The organism is Rhizobium sp. Root482, from assembly GCF_001426565.1.
Lineage (GTDB): Bacteria > Pseudomonadota > Alphaproteobacteria > Rhizobiales > Rhizobiaceae > Pararhizobium.
Genome location: NZ_LMFA01000025.1, coordinates 75837 through 99364 on the forward strand (window position 1 = coordinate 75837; position 23528 = coordinate 99364).

Here is a 23528-nt window from a genome sequence, read left to right on the forward strand (position 1 = left end):
TTCCTAGCAGAAGCCAGCCTGTTTTAACAATTGATATGCCTGGATCACGGCGCGAAAACGCTCTTCCGATCCCCTGTCGCCGCCATTTGCATCGGGATGGTGCTTTTTTACAAGCTCCTTGTAGGCGGCCTTGACGTCTGCAGGCGTGGCATTGGCATGCAGGCCGAGCGTTTCGAAGGCTTTTGCCTCCAGCGTCTTCAACTTGCGTAGGCGCGGCTCCTGACGGGGCGCACGCGCCCTTGCCTGCTCGACGAAGCCGAAGGGATCGCGCATCCGCGCCTGGGCGCCCGCCGAACCCGAACGCTGCTGCGACTGCTGCGGCGCATTCTTGGCATTCTTGTTGACGCCCACGGTCCAGGTCGGACGATGGCCGGTGATGGCTTCCTTCTGGTAGCGCGCAATCTCGGTATCGGACAGGCCGGAAAAATAATTATAGCCCTTGTTGTACTCCTTCACATGCTCGAAGCAGAACATGAAGAACTCGTTTTCGGCATTGCGCCCGACCGGTGCCCGATGAACGGCATTTTCCTCGCACCCGTCCCACTGGCATTTGGGTGCCATGGGCTCCGGTTTCTGGTTGACCCTGCGGCGCGTCCGGATTCCGTCGAAATATTTTGAATCAAGTTTCATGTCGCACATTATGGGGTGTGGCGAACGCCACAACAAGAATTGACAAACGGGAATGTTATAGGCTTTGTGAGCCCATTTTGCGTCGCGTGAAACTGAAGCCGGCGCAGGCCTTCCCTAGGCATCGCGCCTATGGAAAAGCCCGAGAAACGGGGCCAAAACATGACACTCCAGAACCACATCGAAACAAAGCTGAGAGCCGCCTTTTCTCCCGAACGGCTGGTCGTGGTCAATGAAAGCCATCTGCATGCCGGCCATCAGCCGGGGTTCGACGGCGGCGGCGAAACGCATCTGCGCGTCCGGATCGTTGCGGATGCCTTTACGGGCATGAGCCGGCTGGAACGCCACCGCGCCATCAACGCGCTCCTGAAGCCCGAGATCGATGCCGGCCTGCATGCGCTTGCGGTCGAGCCGGCGGCGCCCGGAGAGACAACCCGCTGGTAGGGCCTATTTTGCCACCGTTTCCTCGGCCGGGCGAATGCGCAGCTTGGTGATGCGGTTCTTCACCCGTTTCATCACCGTGAAGCGCTTGCCGTAGAAGGTGAAGGCCTGGCGTTCTTCCGGGATGGTCCTTGATTCGTGGATGACAAGGCCGGCGACCGTCGTCGCCTCCTCGTCCGGCAGCGACCAGTCGAGCGCCCGGTTGAGATCGCGGATCGGAACGCTGCCATCGACGACGACCGACCCGTCGGCCTCCTGGCGCACCCCCTGGATCACCAGGTCATGCTCGTCGGTAATATCGCCGACGATTTCTTCCAGAATATCCTCCAGCGTGACCAGTCCCTGTACCTCGCCATATTCGTCGACGACGACGGCGAAATGCGACTTGCGTCGCAGGAAGGCATTCAACTGGTCCTTGAGATTGGTGGTTTCGGGCACGAACCACGGTTTTTGTGCGATCTTGACGATGTCGAGATTTTCCGGCTCGACATCGGGTTCGGCGAGCGCTCGCAGAAGATCCTTGGCATGCACGACGCCGATGATGTTGTCGGCCGAGCCGCGCCAGACCGGCATGCGCGTATAGGGGCTTTCCAGCACGGCCGTGACCGCGACCTGCGGCGGATCGTCGGCATTGATCGCCCGCATCGCCATGCGGTGGATCATGATGTCGGAGACTTCCAGTTCGCCGAGATCGAGCACCCCGCCGAGCCGGTCGCGGTCGGCCTTGATCACCGAGCCTTCGCGATGCAGAAAATCGACCGCGCCGCGCAATTCCTCATGCGCCGTCAGCATCGGCATCTCCGAAGACAGGCTGACGCCGAACAGGCCAAGGATGCGCCGGACGATGCCGTTGACCAGACTGGACAGCGGCCCGACGACGATCAGGATCACCCGCACGAAGGGTGCGACGGCCAGGGCGAAGCGATCCGGCGCGGCAATGGCCCAGCTTTTCGGCAGGACTTCGGAGAAGACCACCAGGAGCGCCGTCATCGCCAGCGTAGCGATCGCCACGCCGGAATTGCCGAACAGGCCGAGAAACAGGCTGGTGGTCAGTGAAGACGCGAGGATGTTGACGAGATTATTGCCGATCAGCAGCGTTCCGATCAGGCGGTCGCGGCGGGCGATCAACGACGTCACGAGTGCCGCGCGCTCGTCGCCATTGCTCTCCAGCGTATGCATGCGGGCGCGCGACGCAGCCGTCAGGGCCGTTTCCGAACCCGAAAAGAACGCCGAACAGACAAGCAGCGCCAGCACCGAGGCCAGTGTCAGCCAATACTCCGAAAGAAAGGCAAGGATCGTCTCAGCGGTCATCCGGATGGTGTTCCTTGAGGAAAGCGCTCACTTCCGATCCCGGCACGTCGTCAGCGACGAAGGCCTGTCCGATGCCGCGCGTCAGGATGAAGGTGAGCTTGCCGCCGCTGACTTTCTTGTCCTGTGCAATGGCATCCATCAGCACGTCCACGGGCGGCAGTGTTCCGGGAATATCGGCTATCCGGGTCGGCAGGCCGACGGCTTTCAGATGCGCCTCCGCGCGGTCCGCATCGTCGGGGCTGGCAAGGTTCATGCGCGCCGAAAACCGGTGCGCCAGAACCATGCCGATCGAGACGCCTTCGCCATGCACGAGCCGCGCACCGTCATAGTGCGTTGCCGCTTCCAGCGCATGTCCGAATGTATGTCCGAGATTGAGAAGCGCGCGTCGGCCGTTCTCCCGCTCGTCGGCCGCCACCACATCGGCCTTGGCCTGGCAGCTGACGGCGATTGCCTCGATACGGGCCTCGCCGCCGGCAAAAACCGCCTGCCAGTTCTTCTCGAGCCAGGCGAAGAAATCCGGCTTGTCGATCAATCCATATTTGGCGACCTCGGCATAGCCGGCCCTGAATTCGCGCGGGCTGAGCGTGTCGAGCACGTCGGTATCGGCCAGCACCAGGTCCGGCTGATGGAAGACGCCGATCAGGTTCTTTCCATGCGGCGAATTGATGCCGGTCTTGCCGCCGACGGAGGAATCCACCTGGGCAAGAAGCGATGTCGGAATCTGGATGAAACGCGAGCCGCGCCGGACGATACCGGCGGCAAAGCCGGTGAGATCGCCGATGACGCCGCCGCCCAGCGCGATCACCGCATCATTGCGCTCGATCCGCGCGCCGAGGATTGCCTCGCAGGCGGGGATCAGATGCTCGAAGCTCTTGGTCTTCTCACCCGCCGGCAGGACCAGAGAGACAGCTTCGATCCCTTTTTCCCTCAGGCTTTCCATCAACGGCGCGAGATAGAGCGGCGCGACATGCGCGTCGGTCACCACCGCCATGCGGCGCCCCTTCAGCCGGCCGGCGATTTCGCCAGCGGCAGCGGAAATCAGGCCCGGGCCGATCAGGATATCGTAGGAACGGTCGCCGAGATCGACGCGGACGGTTTTCTGGGCGGTGGTGCTGGTCATCGGATCACTTCTTCGGCAGGGCGGCGAGAGCGGCAAGGACTTCCTCGACGATCGCCTCCTTCTTCACATCGCGGGAAAGAACGGTCAGGTCCGCCTCGGCATAGATCGGGTAGCGGGCATGCATGAGGTTTTCCAGGGTCTGGCGCGGATTTTCGGTTTTTAAAAGCGGCCGCGTATCGCGCTTGTTGACGCGCTCCCACAGCACGTCCAGATCCGCATTGAGCCAGACCGAAAGGCCCTGCTTCCTGATATGGCGCCGGGTGCGCTCATTGATATAGGCGCCGCCGCCGGTGGAAACGACGCGCGGGCCGGAGTTGAGCAGTCGCTTGATGACGCGGGTTTCGAGTGCGCGGAACTCCTCCTCGCCATAGGCGGCGAACAGATCGCTGATCGTCATGCGCGAGACGCGCTCTATTTCATGGTCGGAATCGATGAAGGGAACGCCGAGCGCCAAGGCCGTCATCCGCCCGATCGCCGACTTGCCGGCGCCCATCAGCCCGACGAAGACGAGGTTCCGCCGTCCGAGCGCGGCTTTCGCCCGTTCGGCCAGCGCTTCGGAAACCGGTTCGGTCACGTCGTTCATGCAGGCTCAATTTCCCCGTTCCGTTCCGGTATCGACAAAACGGCAGGAAGCGTCAAGTCGTGGTCCTTGCGAAACGGCACACAAGACCGGCTGTTCTTGCACTTGCAAACAGGGATGGTCATATAGGCCAAGCCTAGGAGTTCAAAATGCCCACCCTGTTCCGGTTCCTGCTCATCTGCGCCCTGATCGCCGGAGTGATCTACGCGACGATGGTGGCGCTGGTGACCTTCGTCAATCCGGTGGAGCGCGACGTGACGATCCGCATTCCCTCCGAGCGGCTCAACACGACGCCCAAGACCACACCATGACCGATCTCTCCACCGCCCATGTGGAATCCTTCCTGGAGATGATGAGCGCCGAACGGGGGGCCGCCAACAATACGCTCCTCTCCTATGAGCGGGATCTGGAGGATGCATCCTCCTTTCTCAGGCAGCGCGGCATAAGACCGACGGATGCCGCCCCGGATGATCTGCGCGCCTATCTCTCGCATCTTGCGCAGCAGGGCTTCAAGGCCTCCTCGCAGGCGCGCAGGCTTTCGGCCCTGCGCCAGTTCTACAAATTTCTCTATGCCGAGGGACTGCGGACCGACGATCCCACCGGCATTCTCGACGCCCCGAAGAAAAGCCGCGCTCTGCCGAAGGTGCTGAGCATCGACGACGTTTCCAGGCTGATCGGTCAGGCGGAGCAGGAAGCGATCGAGGGCGGGACCGATCCGCTCGCGAGATTGCGGATGCATGCGCTGATCGAGCTGCTCTATGCCACCGGCATGCGGGTGAGCGAACTCGTATCGCTGCCGGCTTCGGTGCTGGCCCAGAACGGCCGTTTCCTAGTCGTTCGCGGCAAGGGCAACAAGGAGCGCATGGTGCCCCTGTCGCATTCGGCGATCCGTGCCATGCAGGCCTATGGCGCCGCCATGACCAGAATGCATGAGACGGAGAAAGAGCCGCCGCCGGATAGCCCCTGGCTGTTCCCCTCCTCAGGCAAGGCCGGCTACCTGCCGCGCCAGGTCTTTGCCCGAGACCTCAAGGACCTCGCCGCCCGCGCCGGCATTCGCGTCGCCGCCATCTCGCCGCATGTGCTGCGCCATGCCTTTGCCAGCCATCTCCTGGCCAATGGCGCGGACCTGCGCGCCGTGCAGGAACTTCTCGGACATTCGGACATTTCAACGACACAAATCTATACACATGTGCTGGAAGAACGGCTGCATCAGCTCGTCCAAAACCATCACCCTCTTGCCAAACAGGCGAAAAAACACGATTAGGAACGCCAAAACCCTTGGCCGGGATACCGGGAGCGTCATGTTCGCGGCCATTGGCGAAATAGGATCGGAAACGCATCACATGCACAATTATCTGGATTTCGAAAAACCCATCTCCGATCTCGAAGGCAAGATTCACGAGCTTAAAAAGATTGCCAGCGAAGACGAGAGCATCGATACGGCGGACGAGGTCGAACGCCTTGAGGTGCGCGCCCGCGAGGCGATGGCCGAAATCTATTCCAAGCTCAATCCCTGGCAGAAGACCCAGGTCGCGCGTCATCCGCAGCGTCCGCACTTCCAGGAATACGCCGCCCGTCTCCTCACCGAATTCACGCCGCTCGCCGGCGACCGCAAATTCGCCAATGACGAGGCGATCCAGGCTGGCCTTGCGCGCTTTCGCGGCACGCCGGTCGCCGTCATCGGCCAGGAAAAGGGCAACGACACCAAGTCGCGCATCAAGCATAATTTCGGCAGCGCCCGGCCTGAGGGTTATCGCAAGGCGATCCGCATCATGGAAATGGCCGACCGTTTCGGCCTGCCGCTGATTACACTGATCGATACGGCCGGCGCCTATCCGGGCATCGGCGCGGAAGAGCGCGGCCAGGCCGAGGCCATCGCCCGCTCGACGGAGATGTGCCTCAACATGCGCGTTCCGATCATCTCGGTCGTGGTCGGCGAAGGCGGCTCCGGCGGCGCGATCGCGATCGCCACCGGCAACCGGGTCTACATGCTGGAACATTCGATCTACAGCGTCATCTCGCCGGAAGGTGCCGCCTCGATCCTGTGGCGCGACAGCACCCGCGCCAAGGAAGCGGCGACCAATATGAAGATCACCGCCGAAGACCTGAAATCTCTGGGGATCATCGACGGCATCATCACCGAGCCCGTCGGCGGCGCGCACCGCGATCCCGATGCCGTCATCGAGCGGACCGGAACGGTGATTGCCGATGCACTCAAGGATCTCTCCGGCCGCAGCGGCGACGAACTACGCTCCGACCGGAGACAGAAATATCTGAGCATCGGACGCCAGCTCTGATCCTGTCAGCCGGGATTTGACCGAAAGCGGGTACAAAGCAGGTGCCGGTCCAACCTTGGCCATATTCTTGCGCTCTGAAACGCTTGGGGCAAGCGGGGTCTGCAAGGTTAAGATTTTGTGAAGTATAAGGACGTAATGATTCCCCGTGACCCGCTGCACGGGACCACGTTCGACAGTTTCTTGATGGGCTTTCCGATGCGTCTGACACATCTTCTTGCCACCGCCGCCATCGCCACGCTGCTTGCGGGCTGCACGAACGACGCCCTCGATAGCGCCGACGTCAATCTCAAGAGCGTTTCCAGCAAGGTCAACTACCAGCTTTCCGGCAAGATCGTCCAGAAGATGCAGGCCATGAGCATGGCCAAGTCCTCGCCGATCATGCTGCGCATCTTCAAGGAAGAAGGCGTGCTCGAGGTCTGGAAGGCCAATGCCTCCAACCGTTTCGAAATGCTGCGCCAGTACAAGATCTGCGCCTGGTCGGGCAAGCTTGGCCCCAAGGTCAAGGAAGGCGACCGGCAGGCGCCGGAAGGCTTCTATCCGCTCTCGCCGGGCCAGATGAATCCGCATTCCAGCTATTACCTGGCCATCAACACCGGCTTTCCCAACCGCTTCGACCAGGCGAACGGCCGCTCCGGCTCCAACCTGATGATCCACGGCGCCTGCTCCTCGTCCGGCTGCTATTCGATGACCGACGAACAGATGCAGGAAATCTTCGCGCTCGCCCGCGACGCCTACAAGGGCGGCCAGCAGACGATCCAGTTGCAGGCCCTGCCCTTCCGCATGACGGCGGAAAACATGGCGCGGCACCGCAATAGCCCCAATATCGAATTCTGGAAGATGCTGAAGCCCGGCTATGACCAGTTCGAGATCACCAAGCGCCCGCCGGACGTCAATATCTGCGAGAAGAAATACGTCTTCAACCAGCAGACGGAAGGAAAGTTCAGCCCGATCGGCCAATGCCCCGCCATGTCGACACCGGCGGTGCTGCAGCCGGCGCTTACGGCCTATAATAGCAAATATAATGCCGAATACGCCAAGGCGATGAACAAGCTTGACGGCATGGTCTGGTACGAGCCGACCGAGGCCGAGCGCAAGGCGATCGTCGCCAAGCAGCGCGTTGGCAAGGAACTCGCCTACGCCCCGACCGGCAGTTCGCTCGATGCCGGCAAGCTGATGAAGGTTGCCGATCTCGAAAAGGAACAGGCCCGCCGACGCGAACTCGAAGAGGCCAAGAAGGCGATCGAGATCCAGAAGGCGGAACTGGAAAAGACCACCAGAAATGGCAAGAACGTGCCTGTGCCCACGGAAAATCCGCTGCCGAAGCCGATCGAACAGGCATCCGTCGAACAGTCGGCGCCGAAGAGAACAGGTCTCTTCAGCCTGTTTTCGAGGAACAGCGCGGACGCACAGGTGATCGAGCCGGCCGCTGCAGCCCCTGTCGAAGTCGAAGCCCAGCAGCAGCCAGCCGATCAGAAGCCTGTCGTAGCGGCCGCAAAGCCGGCCGAAACGGAAACGGTCGCTCCCGCGGAACAGGCGGTTGTCGAACAGCCGAAAAAGCGTCCGTTCTGGAAACTCTGGGGCAATTGATGCCGGCGGAAGATGGGTTGGTCTATGACCTGAAGGGGCTGAAATGCCCCTTGCCGGTTTTGCAGACCCGAAAACGCATGCGCTCGCTTGCCCCTGGCACCCTGGTCACGGTCGAGACCACCGATCCGATGGCCGTGATTGACATCCCGCATTTCTGCAACGAGGACGGCCACAGCCTGGAGAAATCCGAGCCCCTCACCGCCGGCCACCGCTTCGTGATCCGCAAGAAAACGGCAATGTAAGGCTTCAAAGATCGGATTGCCTCAAGCCGCGCCAGAAGTGGCACTATGGCTGGTCTGAAATGTCAAAGCCTGAGCCCCGGCACTGCGAGGGGATTGTCCTCCAGTGCCTGCCGGTCGGGGCGGTCGATGCGCGGCTTGCCGGTGAAGGCGTCGAAGAGATCGCGCACGAAGGCTTCCGTCAGGCCCTTGGTGATCAGGACCATGCGGGTGCGCCGGTCGGCAGGGTCCGGCCAGGCGGCCATGCGCTGCGGCATGTGAAATACGGACTGTACGCCATGCAGCACGAGCGGCCGCTCCGGCTTGTCCGACATGCAGACGATCGCCTTCATCCTCAACAGTTTTTCGCCATGGGCGGAGCGCAAGAGGTCAACGAACATTTCCAGCGCCATCGGATCGATCGGCTGGTCGTGGACGATGCTGAACGAGCGGATATCGTCGCCGTGACGATTTTCCTCGTGGTGATGATGATGGTGGTGATCATGCCCCGGCTGCCCGCAATCACGATCATGATTGTGACCGTGACCATGATGATCATGACCGGCCGCATCCTGCAGCCAGCGGCCGACATCGGCGATCTTGCCCTCCGGATCATAGAGCCCGCATTCGAAAAGCCCGGCCTTGCCGGCCTCCGGCAGATCGCCGTCGATCAGCGGCGCGCGCGGATTGAGCTCCCTCAGGCGCACTGTCAGGGAAGCGACGGCGTCGGGGCCGGCCAGCGTCATCTTGCTGATGACCAGCCGGTCGGCCATCGCCACCTGCTTGACCGCTTCCCCGTGATGATCGAGCGTCGACAGCCCGTTGACCGCATCGACGACCGTGACGACGCCGTCCAACCGGTAATTCTGCGCGATGACCGGATTGCCCATCACCGATTGCAGCACCGGCGCCGGGTCGGCAAGGCCGGTGGTTTCGATGACGACGCGCTTCAACGGCTTGATCCTGCCGGTCTGCATCCGGTCCATCAGGTCGGCCAGCGTATCCACCAGTTCGCCGCGCACCGTGCAGCAGAGGCAGCCGTCCGAAAGCTCGATGATGCCGTCGCTCGACGCCTCCACAAGCAGATGGTCGAGAGAAACATCACCGAACTCGTTGATGATCACGGCGGTATCGGCAAGGTCGGGGTCTTTCAGCAGCCTGTTGAGCAGCGATGTCTTCCCGGCGCCGAGAAAGCCGGTAAGAATCGAAACCGGCACCACATTGAAAGCAGGCGACATTTTTTATCCGATCGGAAGGCGGGACCTAAAGCATGTCACGCAAAACTGTGGAGCGGATTTGCGCGACATGCGTAGAAACAAAGATGAAGTGCGCAAGCGAATCCGGAGACCCGCGACGCGCTTTAGAAGACCGGCCGGGGAAGCGGGATCGGCACATTGGCGACATCGCCTTGTGCATTCGCCATCTTGCCCTGTCCGCTATCCGCCTTGTCGCGCCCCGGAATGAGGCCGGCGGCCACAAGGTTCAAGGGCCGGTTGATTTCGTGGATATAGGGCGAATGCAGCTTCTGGCGGCCCACTTCATCGCGGTTCTCCGACCGGACCTTGGCTGCCTTCGGGTTGCAGATTTCCTTGCTGATATTGGCGACCACATCGCGCGTTTCGCCGTAAGGGGCGATCTGGCCGAGGCCCGGCTTGCCGGCCCCGCTTGATGTCAGGCCAAGCTGCAGGAGCCGCGCCGATTCGTCGGCCCGGTCGGCGAGGCTGTCGCCCCCAAGGACAACCGAGACCACGGAGCGGCCACCGCGCGTGGCCGACGAGACCTGGTTGAACCCGGCGGCGCAGATGAAGCCCGTCTTCATCCCGTCGGCCCCGTCGAAGCGGCCGATCAGCATGTTCAGGTTGGGATAGTTCTTCTTGCCGGTGGTAAAGCCTTCATAGGCGAAATAGGGCGCATATTGCGGGAATTCGCGCTTGATGGTGATCGCCAGCACGGCGAGATCGCGTGCCGTCGTATATTGTCCCGGCGCCGGCAGGCCATGCGGATTGACGAAATGCGACGAGGTCATGCCGATCCGCTTTGCCTCGGCATTCATACGATCGATGAAAGCCGCCTCCGAGCCGGAAACCGTCTCGCCGATCGCCACCGCAATATCGTTGGCCGACTTGATCAGCAGCATCTTCAGCGCGCTGTCGAGCGTCAGTGCCTGGCCGGGCTTGTAGAACATCTTGCTCGGCGGCTCGGCGGCGGCATTCTTCGTCATCACCACCGGCGTTTCCAGCGTCAACTGGCCTGACTTCAATGCACGGAAGGTCGTATAGGCCGTCAAAAGCTTGGTGAGCGACGCCGGATACCATTTCTGGAAGATTTCCTGCTGTTCCAGCACCTTCAGCGAATTGACATCCACCACCAGCCGCGGATTGGCGGCACTGGGCATGGCGGCGGCCAGAAGCGAGGCGCAGGCGCCCGCCATGATGACCCATGCCCTTGCCCCGCCGCCTCTACGAATCACCTTCGTCACCACATCAAACCTCGAAATTTCAGGAATTGCCTCGTATCGTCCGGCTATTTAACCTATATGGCGAGGTGATGGCAAAGACCAATCTTGTGCGCCTCTGCCTAAATCCCGTCCCCATGCCCGCAATGGACCAACAGGAAACCACAATGCCCATCTTGAACCGTGCCGCCGAACTCCAGACCGAAGTCACCGAATGGCGGCGTCACCTGCACACCAAGCCGGAACTTCTGTTCGCCGTCGAGAATACGGCCGCTTTCGTCGAAAGCAAACTGAAGGAATTCGGCGTTGACGAGATCGTGACCGGCCTCGGCCGCACCGGCGTCGTCGGCCTGATCAGGGGCAATCTCGGCGAAGGCCGCACCATCGGCCTGCGCGCCGATATGGACGCCCTGCCGATGACGGAAACCAGCGGCAAGCCCTGGGCTTCGACCACACCGGGCAAGATGCATGCCTGCGGCCATGACGGCCACACCGCCATGCTTTTGGGCGCGGCCAAATATCTGGCCGAGACGCGCAACTTCAAGGGCGCGGTGGCGGTGATCTTCCAGCCGGCAGAAGAAGGCGGCGGCGGCGGCAACGAAATGGTGAAGGACGGGATGATGGAGCGCTTTTCCATCGCCGAGGTCTACGGCATGCACAATATGCCCGGCATGCCTGTCGGCCGGTTCGGCAGCCGCCCGGGCCCGATCATGGCCTCCACCGACGAATTCACCATCACCATCGAAGGCCGCGGCGGCCATGCGGCCCAGCCGCACAAGACCATCGACCCGATCGTCATCGGCTCGCAGATCGTCAATGCGCTCCAGACCATCGCTTCGCGCACCGTCGATCCGCTGGCCTCTGTCGTCGTTTCTGTGACCAAGTTCAACGCCGGCTTTGCCCATAATGTCATCCCCGAGCAGGCGATGCTGGCCGGGACGGTGCGCACGCTGATGCCGCAGGTGCGCGACCTCGCCGAAACCCGCATCAGGGAGATCGTCGAGGGCCTTGCATCGGCCTACGGCGCCAAGGCGAGGGTCTCCTATTCCCGCAATTATCCGGTCACCGTCAATCACCGCGAGGAAACCGTCCATGCGCTGAACGCGGCCGCCAGCATTGCCGGCGAAAGCCAGGTTTCCGGCGAGCTCGACCCGATGATGGGCGGCGAGGATTTTTCCTATATGCTGCTGGCACGCCCCGGCGCCTTCATCTTCATCGGCAATGGCGACACGGCGGGCCTGCACAATCCGGGCTACGACTTCAACGACGAAGCGATCCCGCACGGCATTTCCTATTGGGTGAAGCTTGCGGAAACGCGGCTCGCCGCCTGATCATCAAGGCTGTACCGACCAGGGATCGCGCCGATGCACGACATAGACAAGATCGATCGGCGGATCCTCAACATCCTGCAGGCGGACGGACGGATTACCAATCTGGAATTGTCCGACCGTATCGGCCTGTCGCCCACGGCGACGAGCGAGCGCCTGCGCCGGCTGCTGAAGGACGGTTATGTCTCCGGTTTCGGCGCAAGGCTCGATCCCCACAAGCTGGGGTTCGGGCTCCTGGTGTTTATCGAGGTCATGCTCGACAAGACGACGGCCGAGGTTTTCGACAAGTTCGCGGCCGCCATCAAGCAGGCCCCGGCCGTCCTCGAATGCCATATGGTGGCGGGCGGCTTCGACTATCTGGTCAAGACCCGCTTCGCCGACATGAATGCCTATCGGAACTTTCTGGGGCAGGTTCTCTGGACGCTCCCCGGCGTCAAGGAAACGCGCACCTATGCGGTGATGGAAGAGATCAAGAACGACGGGCCGCTGCCGCTGGTCTAACGGCAGGTGGCAAGCACGGCATCAGAAATGTGCCCCTCACCCTAACCCTCTCCCCGCGAGCGGGGAGAGGGGATGACAGAATTTTCCGCTTGTCCCTTCTCCCCGCACGCGGGGAGAAGGTGGCCGACAGGCCGGATGAGGGGCCTTCGCCCCTACAGCGTTGCCATGTCGATCACGAAGCGGTAGCGCACATCGCTCCTGATGACGCGCTCATAGGCTTCGTTGACCTGGTCCATGCGGATCATCTCGATCTCCGAGACGATGTTGTGCTCGCCACAGAAATCGAGCATTTCCTGAGTTTCCTTGATCGAGCCGATCATCGAGCCGGCAATGCTCTTGCGGCCCGGAACCAGCGAGAAGGCATGCACCGGCACCGGCTTTTCAGGAATGCCGAGCAGCACCAGCGTGCCATCGACCTTCAACAGGCCGAGATAGGCGTTCCAGTCGATTTCCGCCGAAACGGTGCAGAGGATAAGGTCGAAGCTGCCCGCCAGTTTCGTGAAGGTCTCGGCGTCGCCGGTAGCATGATAGTGATCGGCACCGAGCTTCAGTCCATCTTCCTTCTTCGAAAGCGTCTGGCTGAGCACGGTCACCTCGGCGCCCATCGCATGCGCCAGCTTGACGCCCATATGCCCGAGCCCGCCCATGCCGACGATCGCCACCTGCTTGCCGGGGCCGGCGCCCCAGTTGCGCAGCGGCGAATAAAGCGTGATGCCGGCGCAAAGCAGCGGCGCCGTCGCCTCGAAAGGCAGGTTTTCCGGAATGGAAAGCACATAGCCTTCCTTGACGACGATATGGTCGGAATAACCGCCCTGGGTCGGCGTCTTGCCGTCTGCTTCGACGCCGTTATAGGTCACGACGAGGCCGGGCATATATTGCTCGCGATCGACATCGCGGCTGGCGCAGGTCGTGCAGCTATCGACGAAGCAGCCGACGCCGACACGGTCGCCGATCTTGAATTTCGTCACCTTGTCGCCGACTGCGGTGACGATCCCGACGATTTCGTGGCCGGGAACCATCGGGAAAGCCGAATTGCCCCATTCGTTGCGAGCCTGATGAATGTCGGAATGGCAGACACCGGAAAACTTGATGCTGATGACGACATCGTCTTCACGCGGTTCGCGCCGTTCGAAGGTGAACGGCTGTAGCGGCTTCGACGCATCCGTCGCCGCATATCCTCTTGCCAGGGCCATGGGTCACTCCTTTATGTTGTGAGGTGGAACTGGAGGCGCCAAGCGGCCTCCTTCCCATTCCTACTATGCAACGTCGCGCGGGCGGGCGTTAGCGCAATCCTGCAAAATTATTGTACGATCCTGCAAAACATGCGCTCCGCCTTTTGCAAATTTATGGCGAGAGACTACCTGTCGGCTATCCGGAAGAAATCTAAATGGCTGGAAAGACTTTTGATTATGACGATTTCACGAACCCAATCCAGCCGTGAGCTGGCCGATCTCATTGCTCGTTTCGCCACGGAAGACGGTGATCACCCGACAATCATTCCCGGCCTGAGCGTTCACCGTCGCTCGGCAACCGGCGTGAAGGCCTGCGGCTCCTACAAGCCGAGCCTGGCATTGATTGCCCAAGGCGCGAAGGAGGTGCTGCTCGGCGACAATATCTACCGCTATGGCGGCGCCGATTACCTGCTCACCGCGATCGACCTGCCGGTAACCACCCAGATCGTCGAGGCGACGACGGAAAAGCCCTATCTGAGCATGACCTTCCAGATCGACACGGCCCGGATCGCCGGCCTGGTGGAACTGGTGGAAAAACAGACTGGCTCCGCCGCCCCCTCCGCGCGCGGCATGGAAGTCAGCGTCGTCACGCCGGAACTTCAGGATACGGCCATAAGACTGCTTCGGCTTCTCGACCGGGAGGCGGACATACCCGCCCTGCTGCCGCTGATCGAACAGGAACTCGTCTACAGGCTCCTGACCGGCCCGGAAAGCGGCCGGTTACGCCAGATCGCCATGGCCGACAGCCAATCCTATCAGGTCAGCCGCGCCTGCGCCTGGCTCAAGGAACACTACGCCCGTCCGCTGAAGATCGAGGAACTTGCCAATCGCGTCAGCATGAGCGTTTCCTCCCTGCATCATCACTTCAAGTCGATCACCGCCATGAGCCCGATGCAGTACCAGAAGCAGTTGCGGCTGCAGGAAGCGCGCCGGCTCATGCTGGAGGAGATGCTCGATGCCGGATCGGCTGGCCATCAGGTCGGTTACGACAGCCAGTCCCAGTTCAGCCGCGAATATGCCCGCCAGTTCGGCGAACCGCCCCTGCGCGATGTCGGCCGCGTGCGCCGCAGCCTGCTCGACCGGCTCACCGGCGGCGTGGAAATGCTCAGCGAAGGATAGGTGGAGCCGCGCAGCCTAAATTGGCGATTTCACGCCATGATCAAGAAGTGATTCCGTAGAAGCAGCTCGGAAGAGCCGTGCTTTCCTTCACGGAGCAAAAGACATCGCGAATATTAGGGATCGACGTCGAATCGATACGTGGCGAAAAGCCTCCGATCCGGAGGATGAACATCAATGATGCCTGTTACAGTCAAGATGAGCGCATGGCAGCAGGACCAGCTTGTCCGGGAGCCGACCTTGCTGACGGCAGTCGGCCTGCGCGAAACCCTGCTCGTTACGCTCGACTATGACGAGGCCCGGGTCAATTTCGTCTGCCGCCGCGTCGAGGAAACAGGCACCTATGAACTTGAGGGGCTACCGGACACAGTGGTTTATACATTCGAGAAAATCCTGCATTCCTGAACAGCCGAATACGCATATTCCACGACGGCCGGCAATTTCCGAAGTGAAACTGGCGATTATTAGAATTGTCGCATTTTCCCCGATGGCTTCTTAACGGGACAGGCCTATCTTGCGATGGTGTGAGATGAGGATCATGCCATGTCGGACCGATTGAGAGATGCCTATTCGGCCTTTGCGGAAGATCACCGGGAATTCGGCGTTCCGAAAACCGGGCTCGCGCCGACCCTCCGCCTGAAGGCCATTGTCGTGGCCCTCGCGATCGGCGTCGCCTTCTGGGGCGCGGTCGCCTATTTCTTCATCGGCTGACATCAGCGCGCATCGCACCGACATCCAGGCAACGATACCTGCGTGAAGCGGCGCACCACTATTTCTTCCCGACAGACTTCTTCCTGCCGCCGGTCTTCTTCTCCGCAGGGGGCTGGGCCTGCTCCTGGCTCAACCGCAACGCCCTTAGCGTCGCCGTCTTCTTTTCGCGTGCGCGCAGTTCCGCCTGGATGATGCCGAGAGCAGCCTGTGTCGTTTCGTCCGGATTTCGCCTGACGGCGGGTTTGGCCGGGGCCCTGACTGCGTCTTTGTCTGCCAATGTCATCCACTCACATCCTTTTGAAGAAGGTGGAAACCGGACCGCGCATGCAAGCGCATCCACGGGTCTGGTCTCCACATGAAGGGAAATAGGGCTGAGGATCGGAATTGGAAGCAGCGGCGGCCCGTTATCGTCCAATCGGGGTCGCTTCTATCGGCTTTCCACCGAAAGGCTGAGATAGGTCGGGTCGAATTGCGCGAGCTTGATCAGTTGCGGCCAGTCCAGGATGGTCAGCGTCTGGCTTACCCAGGTCAGCAGCCCTTCCTTGCGCAGGATCTGCAAGGTCTTGTTCAGATGCACGATCGAAATACCGAGCACATCCGCCAGTTCGAGTTGCGTCAGCGGGAAATGAAAACTGAAGCCCGTGGTCTGCTGGACGACCCGCAGCCGCACATAAATTTCGCAGAACAGATGGGCGATATGTTCCTTTTTCGATCGCCGCCCCATCGCGACGATCCATTCGCGGTGAATGGCGCCATCGATCACCGTGTCGAGCCATAGAAGACGGGTCAGATGCGGCTCGGTCTCGGTGATCCGCTTCAGGTCCGAATGCTCCATGAAGGCGACATGGCAAGGCGACATCGCCACGATGCCATGATCCATCGTCTTCAACAGAAATGCGTGCAGATCAACGAAATCGCCGGCGACATGCAGAGAGGTGATCTGGCGCGTACCATCGGCCATATATTTATAGCGGGCGGCAAAACCCTCGACGATCAGCGTGCTGTGGGTCGGCCGCGAGCCTTCGGCGACGATATCCTCATCGACTTTGAACCGGCGGTCGCGGGTGATCATGCCCCGCAACAATGCCTGCTCGCGCGGCGACACGATGTCGTGGCTTTCCAGGTTGAGCAGCAGCGATTCTATCAATTTATTTATACCCTTGGAGAAACTGGCGCTTCCGCCTAACCCAAGATGCGGCCGGTCACATTTAACATTGACATAGGAGGGGATGAATACTGTTGTTTTCAGGAACAAACGCTTCACCCGCGGCTTACTTACCGAAGCGTCCACATACCGGCGCGATGCGATACCGAGAGTGACATTTATGAGCCGATATTTTTTCGACCTGCATAATGGTGGTGGACCGACACGAGACGAAGAAGGAGTGGAGCTGAATTCCCGCGACGACATTGCCCGGGTCATCCGGCGCATATTGCTCGATGTCGCGACCGACGAACTGACGGAACTCCAGCGAGGCATGATTTCGGTCACCGTGCGCGATCACACTGGCCAGCCAGTCTGCGTCTCGAGCCTCAGCTTCAACTATGAATGGCTTAAATAGCGGCGCTCGCGAGGGCAATTGCGCGCGTTCGGGCAAGGGGCTAGCATGGCGTCGGCTTTCCTATGCAAGCCGCACGTCCGCAATTTCGATGCCTTCAATTTCGATGCCTTGAGGAGAAACGAGCATGATTCATGTTGTACCCCCGACGCGCCCTGTCGGACATCCGGACCGAACCCTCGATTGTGAGGAAGCGCTCGAAAAAGCCGTGCACGCGCTGGACACGGACGAAACACTGAGCGAGCGGGACATCGAAGCCAAGCTGATCGAAGGCGGCCTGGCGGCCGGGTGGACACGCAAGGAACTCGGCACTGCCATCGCGGACCTGCGCCGCAACGCCGCCGTACAAATGCAGCGCCAGGCGGAATAATGACCGTGAGCATGCGGACCGCCTGAACGGCGCCGCGCGAGGCTATTCCATGATCAGAGCGGACTTCGGACAATCTGCATTAGATGCATTTATTGCATATAACCCCTTCCTGTTGCATGTCTTTGCATTAGACATTCCTCTATTCCGGGCGGTAAATGAGGCTCCTTGATAACTAGGTGACCATCATGAATCTTGCTCGCTTTCCCCGTGTTTCGCTGGCCCATCTGCCCACACCGCTGGAGCGGCTCGACAATTTGACCCGGGCGCTGAATGGCCCTGAAATCTGGATCAAGCGCGATGACTGTACCGGGCTTTCCACCGGCGGCAACAAGACGCGAAAGCTTGAATTCCTGATGGCCGCCGCCCAGGCTGAAGGGGCCGACACCGTCATCACCCAGGGCGCGACGCAGTCCAACCATGCGCGCCAGACAGCAGCGGCGGCGGCAAAGCTCGGCATGGGCTGCCATCTGCTCCTGGAGGACCGCACCAAGAAGACCGAATTCGACTACACCCAGAACGCCAACGTCCTGTTCGACGCGCTCCATGGCGCGGTCATCGAAAGATGCGCGCTGCATCCGGACATGAACGGCGAGATGATGAAAATCGCCGACAGGCTGAAAGCCGCCGGGCACAAGGTCTATGCCATTCCGGGGGGAGGATCCAATCCGATCGGCGCCTTGGGCTATGTCGATGCGGCGATGGAACTCGTCATGCAAGCCAATACCGCGCGCCTCAAGATCGATCACGTCGTTCACGCCACGGGTAGCGCCGGCACGCAGGCGGGCCTCGCGGCGGGGTTTGCCGGACTGCACAGCGACATCAAACTTCTCGGGGTCGGCGTGCGTGCCCCCCGGGAAAGGCAGGAAGCGAATGTCTTCCAGCTGGCCTGCGCCACCGCGGACCTGCTCGGCATGAGCGGTGCCGTGAAGCGGGAGCATATCATGGCGAATTGCGACTATGTCGGCGAAGGCTATGGCTTTCCGGCGCGTAGCACGATCGATGCGATCCGGATGCTGGCGAAACTCGAAGCCATCCTGCTTGATCCCGTCTATTCCGGAAAAGGCATGGCAGGCCTCATCGACCTTGTGCGCAAGGGCTATTTCAAGAAGGGCGAAACCGTCGTCTTCATCCATACCGGCGGGCAGATTGGCCTCACCGCCTATGCAAGCGACTTCCTGACCAATGGCTGAGGCCGCCGCACCAAAGCGCCGCCCCCTTGTCGGCATCATCGGCGGCATGGGGCCGGAGGCAACCGTCGATCTCATGCGCCGCATCATCCTGGCAACCCCTGCCCGGGATGACGCCGACCATATTCATGTGCTGGCCGACAACAATCCGGCGGTGCCCTCACGCATCAAGGCGTTGATCGAAAAGACAGGCCCCAGCCCGCTGCCGGAGCTTGTCAGGATGGCCAAGGGGCTCGCCTCAAGCGGCGCCACGATGCTGGCCATGCCATGCAATACCGCGCATTATTATGCCGGCGACATTGCCGCTGCCGTCACGATCCCGCTCCTCGACATGATCGTGCTGACGGCTGATCGCGTCGCCAAGATGGTTCCGCCAAAGGCGACCATAGGCATGCTCGCCTCGACCGCCGCAATCGATATTGGCCTGTATGAACGGGCACTCCGTGGCCACGGACTGGAGATCAACACCCCCGACCGCCAGGGCGATGTGATGGCGATCATAAGAGCAGTCAAGGCGGGAGATACCGGCACGGCGCAGCGGGAAGACCTGAGCGACATCGCCGATGAACTGATGCAAGCCGGAGCCGACATCGTGCTCGTCGCCTGCACCGAACTGTCGATCCTGACGGACAGCATCACCAAGACCGTGCCCGTCGTCGATGCGCTGACCGTGCTGGCCGAGGAGATCGTCGCCCGCACACGCGCGTAACGACCGCTGTCGAGCCTCAGGCGCCCTCCGGCCTTTGTTCGATCAGAGCCTGGAGATCGACGGATTGCAGGCAATCCAGAGCGGCAGCCGTCAGCGCGCTGGATTCCTGCACGCAGGAATAAACAGCGACGCCCAGCGGATGAAACATCGTTTCCGGGTCGAGCTGCACGATCTGCCCTTGCGCCAGATCATTCAGCACAAGGCTCTTGGGAAGCCAGGCAAATCCCAGCCCCGCCAGCACCATTTCGCGCAATGCGCCGCTGAGCGAACTCACGCAAATGGTTTCGCAGCGATAGCGGGTCATCAACAGTGGCATGGCCTTTTCCCAGATGACCTCGCCGAAGAAACTGCGCTGGGGGTAGGTCAGAAGCGGCACGGCCTGATCCCCTGACGGAACGAGGGCGGCGGGGCCGACCAGGATCATGTCATCCCTGGCACTTGCGACACGCATGGCGGTCGTGGAGGGCATCGGATCCGGCGAGGGATGCATCTCGTAGCAGATCATGAGATCGACCTCGCCACGGATCATCATCTCCACGCATTCGGCACGATTTGCGCAATTGAGATGGTATGCGGGCTGATAACCTTGCCGCCGAAGGTTTTCCACAAAACGCGGGAAAATCGAAAAGGCCAGCGCGTGCTGGACGGCAACTTTCAGGCGCGACGTTCTCGTCTGCTCGCCACGAACCTGGCTGCGCAACTCATAGAGCTGATTGAGCGCCCTCTGGAAGTCGCCATAATTCTCGGCTGCAACAGGCGTGAAGCGATGCGGCCGCACGCTTCTGTCGATCAGCGTGACACCGAGCCAGTCCTCCAGCGATTGAATGCGCCTTGAGAAGGCGGATTGACTGACATTGCGTCGCTCCGCGGCCGCCGTGAAGCTTCCGAGCTCCCGCAAGGCCAGAAAATCTTCAAGCCAGCCAATTTCCATAAATCCTCCTTACATGCAATTCATGCATAATATGTCCCGCTTTTTGTGATTGACCCCCGCCTTTTAGCCAGTACGTATGTATCACAGGAATTGGCCCATTCAAGCGGCTACAGACGACAGACATGCCGAGTTTCGGGTATTCGGCGGGAGAATTCGCGACCGGTGGCGAGACTGACAATAACGGCTACACGCATACAACAAAAAAGGGGAAACATCATGTATCGTTCTGCAACCGCAATTTTTCTATCGCTCCTGATGGTCGGCGCGATGCAACCTGCCATGGCGCAGGAAACGACGGACACGCTGTCCAAGATAAAATCGTCCGGCGAAATCGTGTTTGGCTACCGGGAGACGTCGATACCTTTTTCGTACATCGAAAAGGATCAGACGCCGAAGGGTTATTCGATCGATCTCTGCATGCGGATTGCCGATGCTGTGAAGGAAAAGATCGGCAATTCCGAACTCAAGATCCGCTTCGTGCCTGTATCGCCGCAGACAAGGATTCCGCTCCTCGCGAATGGCACGATCGACATGGAGTGCGGCTCGACGACGAACAATCTGACACGCCAGGAACAGGTCTCGTTCCTGCCGACGACCTTCATTACCGGCACCAAGCTGCTTGTGAAGGCCGATAGCCCGATCAAGAACGTCGATGACCTTGTCGATCATCGTATCGCCCTGCCGCAGGGAACCACGAATGAACGGGCAATCAAGGAATATATCGAAGCGAACAAGCTGGATGTCGATATCCTCAACGTGAAGGATCACGCAGAAGGGTTTCTCGCACTGGAAAGCGGCCGGGTCGATGCCTATTCCACCGACCACATCCTTTTGGCCGGCCTTCTGACAAAGGCGTCTCAGCCCGAGGCCTTCAGGATTGTCGGCGATTTCTATTCCTACGATCCCTATGCCCTGATGATCCGCCGCAACGACGCCGAGTTCCAGTTGCTCGGCACCAAAGTGCTCGCCGGTCTGTTCCGTTCGCACGAAATCGAGAAGATCTACCAGCATTGGTTCCAGCCCTTTCCCAACAACGAGAAGGTGTCCGAACCGCCCAGCGATCTGTTGAAGGCATCCTGGCAGCTGAATGCCCTGCCCTGAGACCGGGCGCGTTACGAGGCGATCACAAGGACGTTGGGAGGTCATATGCACTACAATTGGGACTGGTCCATTCTCCTGCAGGAACCTTATCTGCAATGGTTGATATCGGGCACCGGATGGACAATTGCGGTTTCGCTCGCCGCCTGGGTTATCGCGGTGACGGTCGGTTCGCTGATCGGCATCGCGCGCACGCTGCCAAACCGGATGGTGGCGGGCATTGCGACGGCCTATACCGAAATCTTCCGCAACATCCCGCTGCTGGTCCAGCTGTTCCTCTGGTATTTCGTTCTGCCGGAAATAGTGCCGGAGCCTTTGGGACACTGGATAAAGCGTGACCTGCCATTGCCGGAATATACGACCGCGGTGATAGGCCTCGGCTTCTATACCGCGGCCCGCATCTCTGAACAGGTTCGCGCCGGCATCCAATCGCTTTCCCGCGGCCTCAGCATGGCTGGCTATGCGCAGGGCCTGACACTGACACAGGTCTATCGCCATATCCTGTTGCCGGTGGCATTCCGGCTGATCGTGCCGCCTTTCACCACGGAATTCCTGACTGTCTTCAAGAACTCCTCGCTGGCACTGACCATCGGTGTTCTCGAACTCACCGCGCAAAGCGGGCAGATTTCCGAATATTCCTTCCATAGCTTCGAAGCCTACACGGCGGCCACCGTCATCTACATCCTGATCACGATGGGCGTCACGGCCGTCATGACGGTCATCGAGCGCCGCCTGCCGGTTGCAACCTGAGGGAGAGCGACGATGAAAGATCTCGAACTGATCGTCGATTCGATGCCGTTTCTACTGCAGGGACTGGGCCTGTCATTGCTTTTGGCAGCCCTTGCCGCCGCCGGAGGCATCATGATGGCGGTCGTGCTGGCGCTGCTGCGGCTGTCCAGCAACCGTTTCCTGTCGGGGGCGGCGGCCGTCTATGTCAATTTCTTCAGGTCGATGCCGCTGATCCTGGTGATCTTCTGGTTCTTCTTCCTTGTGCCCATGGTAATCGGCAGACCGGTCGGAAGCTTCTATTCGGCGTTGATCGCCTTCACTCTTTTCGAAGCCGCGCATTACACGGAAATCATCCGGGCCGGAATCCTGTCGGTCTCTCGCGGACAGGGCTGGGCTGCCGCTGCCACCGGCCTCACCTATGGCCAGAGCCTGCGCCATGTCATCCTGCCACAGGCCTTTCGAAACATGACCCCGTTGCTGCTGACGCAGGGCATCATCCTGTTCCAGGATACGAGCCTCGTCTTCGTCGTGTCGCTCAGCGATTTCCTGACCACGGTGACGATCGTCGCGCGCAACGAGGGCCGCCTCGTCAGCATGTATGTCTTCGCCGCACTCGTCTATTTCGCACTCTGTTTTGCCGCGTCACGGGTCGTTGGCGGGCTCCAGAAGAAAGCTATCCGATGATCAAACTGAGCAATATCGACAAATGGTACGGCGCGTTCCACACCCTCAAGGACTGTTCCGTCAATGTTTCGCGCGGCGAAGTCCTTGTGATCTGCGGCCCCTCTGGATCGGGTAAATCCACGCTGATCAAATGCGTCAACGGACTGGAGCCGTTCCAGGGCGGCGAGATCACCGTCGACGGCGTATCGGTCGGCGCCGCCGGAACCAATTTACCCAGACTCAGGGCAAGGATCGGCATGGTGTTCCAGAATTTCGAACTCTACCCGCATATGTCCGTGCTCGAGAATATATGCCTGGCGCAGTTGAAGGTGCTGAAGCGTCCGCGCGACGAAGCCGAAGCGCGGGCATTTGCGCTCCTGGAGCGGGTCGGCCTGAAGGACCACGCCCGGAAACTGCCGTCGCAGCTTTCCGGCGGCCAGCAGCAGCGCGTCGCCATTGCCCGCGCCCTTGCCATGGACCCGATCGCGATGCTGTTCGACGAGCCGACCTCAGCCCTCGACCCCGAAATGATAAACGAGGTTCTCGAGGTGATGGTCCAACTCGCCCAGGAGGGCATGACGATGATGGTCGTCACGCATGAAATGGGCTTCGCGCGCAAGGTGGCCGACCGGGTCGTCTTCATGGACCAGGGAGAGGTGGTCGAGGATGCCGCGACGGACCAGTTCTTCAGCGCGCCCAAAAGCGATCGCGCCAAGAGCTTCCTGTCGAGGATTCTGCAGCATGTCTAAAATCGCCTG

29 protein-coding genes are annotated in these 23528 nt (G+C 60.7%); 19 read left to right on the forward strand and 10 right to left on the reverse strand.

The window, feature by feature from the left end; genetic code table 11:
* Window positions 1-3: 3 nt before the first annotated feature.
* Window positions 4-639 (reverse strand): J domain-containing protein, encoded by a 636-nt coding sequence (locus ASD31_RS22410; protein ID WP_056339291.1) that lies wholly within the window; start codon window positions 637-639, stop codon window positions 4-6.
* Between the two features lie 150 nt (window positions 640-789).
* Between ASD31_RS22410 and ASD31_RS22415 the strand changes: the two genes are divergently transcribed.
* On the forward strand, window positions 790-1071 hold the full coding sequence (locus ASD31_RS22415) for a BolA family protein (RefSeq protein WP_056339479.1): 282 nt from the start codon (window positions 790-792) through the stop codon (window positions 1069-1071).
* 3 nt (window positions 1072-1074) lie between these two features.
* Here ASD31_RS22415 and ASD31_RS22420 read toward each other — a convergent pair whose 3' ends face one another.
* The 3 genes from ASD31_RS22420 to ASD31_RS22430 are packed head-to-tail and all read right to left on the reverse strand — an operon-like array spanning window position 1075 to window position 4082.
* Window positions 1075-2379, reverse strand: a complete 1305-nt coding sequence (locus ASD31_RS22420; RefSeq protein ID WP_056339292.1) for an HlyC/CorC family transporter — start codon at window positions 2377-2379, stop codon at window positions 1075-1077.
* On the reverse strand, window positions 2369-3499 hold the full coding sequence (gene aroB, locus ASD31_RS22425; RefSeq protein ID WP_056339294.1) for a 3-dehydroquinate synthase: 1131 nt from the start codon (window positions 3497-3499) through the stop codon (window positions 2369-2371). The genes ASD31_RS22420 and aroB overlap by 11 nt, the downstream gene beginning before the upstream one ends.
* A 4-nt stretch (window positions 3500-3503) precedes the next feature.
* Complete coding sequence (locus tag ASD31_RS22430) at window positions 3504-4082, reverse strand: shikimate kinase (protein ID WP_056339295.1); 579 nt, start codon at window positions 4080-4082, stop codon at window positions 3504-3506.
* A 146-nt stretch (window positions 4083-4228) separates the two neighbouring features.
* Between ASD31_RS22430 and ASD31_RS26395 the strand changes: the two genes are divergently transcribed.
* The 5 genes from ASD31_RS26395 to ASD31_RS22450 all read left to right on the forward strand — a co-directional run bounded on the left by ASD31_RS26395 (window position 4229) and on the right by ASD31_RS22450 (window position 8205).
* Window positions 4229-4390 carry a hypothetical protein gene (locus tag ASD31_RS26395; protein ID WP_156392765.1) on the forward strand — a complete coding sequence of 54 codons (162 nt, stop codon included), beginning with the start codon at window positions 4229-4231 and terminating at the stop codon, window positions 4388-4390.
* Window positions 4387-5343 carry a site-specific tyrosine recombinase XerD gene (gene xerD / locus ASD31_RS22435; protein ID WP_056339296.1) on the forward strand — a complete coding sequence of 319 codons (957 nt, stop codon included), beginning with the start codon at window positions 4387-4389 and terminating at the stop codon, window positions 5341-5343. Before ASD31_RS26395 ends, xerD begins: the two co-directional genes overlap by 4 nt.
* A gap of 79 nt (window positions 5344-5422) precedes the next feature.
* Window positions 5423-6376 (forward strand): acetyl-CoA carboxylase carboxyltransferase subunit alpha, encoded by a 954-nt coding sequence (locus tag ASD31_RS22440; protein ID WP_056339481.1) that lies wholly within the window; start codon window positions 5423-5425, stop codon window positions 6374-6376.
* Window positions 6377-6571: 195 nt separating this feature from the next.
* A complete protein-coding gene (locus ASD31_RS22445; RefSeq protein WP_056339483.1) occupies window positions 6572-7963 on the forward strand; it encodes a L,D-transpeptidase family protein in 1392 nt (463 codons plus the stop codon).
* On the forward strand, window positions 7963-8205 hold the full coding sequence (locus ASD31_RS22450; RefSeq protein ID WP_056339298.1) for a sulfurtransferase TusA family protein: 243 nt from the start codon (window positions 7963-7965) through the stop codon (window positions 8203-8205). Before ASD31_RS22445 ends, ASD31_RS22450 begins: the two co-directional genes overlap by 1 nt.
* Window positions 8206-8267: 62 nt before the next feature.
* Here the strand turns inward: ASD31_RS22450 and ASD31_RS22455 are convergent, their stop codons facing one another.
* A complete protein-coding gene (locus tag ASD31_RS22455) occupies window positions 8268-9419 on the reverse strand; it encodes a CobW family GTP-binding protein (RefSeq protein WP_056339299.1) in 1152 nt (383 codons plus the stop codon).
* Window positions 9420-9541: 122 nt separating this feature from the next.
* Window positions 9542-10615, reverse strand: a complete 1074-nt coding sequence (locus ASD31_RS22460; protein ID WP_056339485.1) for a D-alanyl-D-alanine carboxypeptidase family protein — start codon at window positions 10613-10615, stop codon at window positions 9542-9544.
* A gap of 188 nt (window positions 10616-10803) precedes the next feature.
* Between ASD31_RS22460 and ASD31_RS22465 the strand changes: the two genes are divergently transcribed.
* Complete coding sequence (locus ASD31_RS22465; protein ID WP_056339301.1) at window positions 10804-11967, forward strand: M20 aminoacylase family protein; 1164 nt, start codon at window positions 10804-10806, stop codon at window positions 11965-11967.
* A gap of 33 nt (window positions 11968-12000) precedes the next feature.
* Window positions 12001-12465: an Lrp/AsnC ligand binding domain-containing protein gene (locus ASD31_RS22470; RefSeq protein ID WP_056339305.1), complete on the forward strand. Its 465-nt coding sequence runs from the start codon at window positions 12001-12003 to the stop codon at window positions 12463-12465.
* A gap of 152 nt (window positions 12466-12617) precedes the next feature.
* Here the strand turns inward: ASD31_RS22470 and ASD31_RS22475 are convergent, their stop codons facing one another.
* Window positions 12618-13658 (reverse strand): NAD(P)-dependent alcohol dehydrogenase, encoded by a 1041-nt coding sequence (locus ASD31_RS22475; protein ID WP_056339306.1) that lies wholly within the window; start codon window positions 13656-13658, stop codon window positions 12618-12620.
* 216 nt (window positions 13659-13874) lie between these two features.
* On the opposite strand from ASD31_RS22475, the gene ASD31_RS22480 reads away from it, so the two are divergent.
* From ASD31_RS22480 to ASD31_RS26120, 3 genes are all read left to right on the forward strand, one after another.
* Window positions 13875-14816 (forward strand): AraC family transcriptional regulator, encoded by a 942-nt coding sequence (locus ASD31_RS22480; RefSeq protein WP_056339308.1) that lies wholly within the window; start codon window positions 13875-13877, stop codon window positions 14814-14816.
* A 174-nt stretch (window positions 14817-14990) separates the two neighbouring features.
* Complete coding sequence (locus ASD31_RS22485) at window positions 14991-15218, forward strand: hypothetical protein (protein ID WP_056339310.1); 228 nt, start codon at window positions 14991-14993, stop codon at window positions 15216-15218.
* Between the two features lie 138 nt (window positions 15219-15356).
* Window positions 15357-15524, forward strand: a complete 168-nt coding sequence (locus ASD31_RS26120; protein ID WP_156392766.1) for a hypothetical protein — start codon at window positions 15357-15359, stop codon at window positions 15522-15524.
* Between the two features lie 58 nt (window positions 15525-15582).
* Here the strand turns inward: ASD31_RS26120 and ASD31_RS22490 are convergent, their stop codons facing one another.
* Window positions 15583-15807, reverse strand: coding sequence for a hypothetical protein (locus tag ASD31_RS22490; protein ID WP_056339312.1), 225 nt, complete (start codon window positions 15805-15807; stop codon window positions 15583-15585).
* A gap of 144 nt (window positions 15808-15951) precedes the next feature.
* Window positions 15952-16671 carry a Crp/Fnr family transcriptional regulator gene (locus ASD31_RS22495; protein WP_056339315.1) on the reverse strand — a complete coding sequence of 240 codons (720 nt, stop codon included), beginning with the start codon at window positions 16669-16671 and terminating at the stop codon, window positions 15952-15954.
* Window positions 16672-16849: 178 nt separating this feature from the next.
* Between ASD31_RS22495 and ASD31_RS22500 the strand changes: the two genes are divergently transcribed.
* The 4 genes from ASD31_RS22500 to ASD31_RS22515 all read left to right on the forward strand — a co-directional run bounded on the left by ASD31_RS22500 (window position 16850) and on the right by ASD31_RS22515 (window position 19349).
* Window positions 16850-17086 (forward strand): DUF6894 family protein, encoded by a 237-nt coding sequence (locus ASD31_RS22500; RefSeq protein WP_056339317.1) that lies wholly within the window; start codon window positions 16850-16852, stop codon window positions 17084-17086.
* Between the two features lie 124 nt (window positions 17087-17210).
* On the forward strand, window positions 17211-17453 hold the full coding sequence (locus ASD31_RS22505; RefSeq protein WP_056339319.1) for a hypothetical protein: 243 nt from the start codon (window positions 17211-17213) through the stop codon (window positions 17451-17453).
* Window positions 17454-17638: 185 nt separating this feature from the next.
* Window positions 17639-18643 (forward strand): D-cysteine desulfhydrase, encoded by a 1005-nt coding sequence (locus ASD31_RS22510; RefSeq protein ID WP_056339487.1) that lies wholly within the window; start codon window positions 17639-17641, stop codon window positions 18641-18643.
* Window positions 18636-19349 (forward strand): aspartate/glutamate racemase family protein, encoded by a 714-nt coding sequence (locus ASD31_RS22515; protein ID WP_056339321.1) that lies wholly within the window; start codon window positions 18636-18638, stop codon window positions 19347-19349. The genes ASD31_RS22510 and ASD31_RS22515 overlap by 8 nt, the downstream gene beginning before the upstream one ends.
* A 16-nt stretch (window positions 19350-19365) precedes the next feature.
* Here the strand turns inward: ASD31_RS22515 and ASD31_RS22520 are convergent, their stop codons facing one another.
* Window positions 19366-20280, reverse strand: a complete 915-nt coding sequence (locus ASD31_RS22520) for a LysR family transcriptional regulator (RefSeq protein WP_056339323.1) — start codon at window positions 20278-20280, stop codon at window positions 19366-19368.
* A gap of 216 nt (window positions 20281-20496) precedes the next feature.
* Here ASD31_RS22520 and ASD31_RS22525 point away from each other — a divergent pair, with 216 nt between their 5' ends.
* Genes ASD31_RS22525 through ASD31_RS22540 form a run of 4 tightly spaced genes read left to right on the forward strand, consistent with a single transcriptional unit; the run spans window position 20497 to window position 23519 of the window.
* Window positions 20497-21381, forward strand: a complete 885-nt coding sequence (locus ASD31_RS22525) for an amino acid ABC transporter substrate-binding protein (protein ID WP_056339325.1) — start codon at window positions 20497-20499, stop codon at window positions 21379-21381.
* A gap of 45 nt (window positions 21382-21426) precedes the next feature.
* Complete coding sequence (locus ASD31_RS22530; protein ID WP_056339328.1) at window positions 21427-22128, forward strand: amino acid ABC transporter permease; 702 nt, start codon at window positions 21427-21429, stop codon at window positions 22126-22128.
* A gap of 12 nt (window positions 22129-22140) precedes the next feature.
* A complete protein-coding gene (locus tag ASD31_RS22535) occupies window positions 22141-22791 on the forward strand; it encodes an amino acid ABC transporter permease (RefSeq protein ID WP_056339330.1) in 651 nt (216 codons plus the stop codon).
* Entirely contained in the window at window positions 22788-23519 is a 732-nt protein-coding gene (locus ASD31_RS22540) for an amino acid ABC transporter ATP-binding protein (protein WP_056339332.1), read from the forward strand. The genes ASD31_RS22535 and ASD31_RS22540 overlap by 4 nt, the downstream gene beginning before the upstream one ends.
* Window positions 23520-23528 lie beyond the last annotated feature (9 nt).

Bases quoted from the DNA above. Each gene is read 5' to 3' on its own strand.
- ASD31_RS22515 (WP_056339321.1), top strand. From the start codon at position 18,636: ATGGCTGAGGCCGCCGCACCAAAGCGCCGCCCCCTTGTCGGCATCATC.
- xerD (WP_056339296.1), top strand. From the start codon at position 4,387: ATGACCGATCTCTCCACCGCCCATGTGGAATCCTTCCTGGAGATGATG.
- ASD31_RS22505 (WP_056339319.1), top strand. From the start codon at position 17,211: ATGATTCATGTTGTACCCCCGACGCGCCCTGTCGGACATCCGGACCGA.
- ASD31_RS22490 (WP_056339312.1), bottom strand. From the start codon at position 15,807: ATGACATTGGCAGACAAAGACGCAGTCAGGGCCCCGGCCAAACCCGCC.
- ASD31_RS22450 (WP_056339298.1), top strand. From the start codon at position 7,963: ATGCCGGCGGAAGATGGGTTGGTCTATGACCTGAAGGGGCTGAAATGC.
- ASD31_RS22430 (WP_056339295.1), bottom strand. From the start codon at position 4,082: ATGAACGACGTGACCGAACCGGTTTCCGAAGCGCTGGCCGAACGGGCG.
- ASD31_RS22410 (WP_056339291.1), bottom strand. From the start codon at position 639: ATGTGCGACATGAAACTTGATTCAAAATATTTCGACGGAATCCGGACG.
- ASD31_RS22500 (WP_056339317.1), top strand. From the start codon at position 16,850: ATGAGCCGATATTTTTTCGACCTGCATAATGGTGGTGGACCGACACGA.
- ASD31_RS22440 (WP_056339481.1), top strand. From the start codon at position 5,423: ATGCACAATTATCTGGATTTCGAAAAACCCATCTCCGATCTCGAAGGC.
- ASD31_RS22475 (WP_056339306.1), bottom strand. From the start codon at position 13,658: ATGGCCCTGGCAAGAGGATATGCGGCGACGGATGCGTCGAAGCCGCTA.
- ASD31_RS22480 (WP_056339308.1), top strand. From the start codon at position 13,875: ATGACGATTTCACGAACCCAATCCAGCCGTGAGCTGGCCGATCTCATT.
- ASD31_RS22485 (WP_056339310.1), top strand. From the start codon at position 14,991: ATGATGCCTGTTACAGTCAAGATGAGCGCATGGCAGCAGGACCAGCTT.
- ASD31_RS22415 (WP_056339479.1), top strand. From the start codon at position 790: ATGACACTCCAGAACCACATCGAAACAAAGCTGAGAGCCGCCTTTTCT.
- ASD31_RS22455 (WP_056339299.1), bottom strand. From the start codon at position 9,419: ATGTCGCCTGCTTTCAATGTGGTGCCGGTTTCGATTCTTACCGGCTTT.
- ASD31_RS22530 (WP_056339328.1), top strand. From the start codon at position 21,427: ATGCACTACAATTGGGACTGGTCCATTCTCCTGCAGGAACCTTATCTG.
- ASD31_RS26120 (WP_156392766.1), top strand. From the start codon at position 15,357: ATGTCGGACCGATTGAGAGATGCCTATTCGGCCTTTGCGGAAGATCAC.
- aroB (WP_056339294.1), bottom strand. From the start codon at position 3,499: ATGACCAGCACCACCGCCCAGAAAACCGTCCGCGTCGATCTCGGCGAC.
- ASD31_RS22535 (WP_056339330.1), top strand. From the start codon at position 22,141: ATGAAAGATCTCGAACTGATCGTCGATTCGATGCCGTTTCTACTGCAG.
- ASD31_RS22510 (WP_056339487.1), top strand. From the start codon at position 17,639: ATGAATCTTGCTCGCTTTCCCCGTGTTTCGCTGGCCCATCTGCCCACA.
- ASD31_RS22465 (WP_056339301.1), top strand. From the start codon at position 10,804: ATGCCCATCTTGAACCGTGCCGCCGAACTCCAGACCGAAGTCACCGAA.
- ASD31_RS22445 (WP_056339483.1), top strand. From the start codon at position 6,572: ATGCGTCTGACACATCTTCTTGCCACCGCCGCCATCGCCACGCTGCTT.
- ASD31_RS26395 (WP_156392765.1), top strand. From the start codon at position 4,229: ATGCCCACCCTGTTCCGGTTCCTGCTCATCTGCGCCCTGATCGCCGGA.
- ASD31_RS22525 (WP_056339325.1), top strand. From the start codon at position 20,497: ATGTATCGTTCTGCAACCGCAATTTTTCTATCGCTCCTGATGGTCGGC.
- ASD31_RS22420 (WP_056339292.1), bottom strand. From the start codon at position 2,379: ATGACCGCTGAGACGATCCTTGCCTTTCTTTCGGAGTATTGGCTGACA.
- ASD31_RS22520 (WP_056339323.1), bottom strand. From the start codon at position 20,280: ATGGAAATTGGCTGGCTTGAAGATTTTCTGGCCTTGCGGGAGCTCGGA.
- ASD31_RS22540 (WP_056339332.1), top strand. From the start codon at position 22,788: ATGATCAAACTGAGCAATATCGACAAATGGTACGGCGCGTTCCACACC.
- ASD31_RS22470 (WP_056339305.1), top strand. From the start codon at position 12,001: ATGCACGACATAGACAAGATCGATCGGCGGATCCTCAACATCCTGCAG.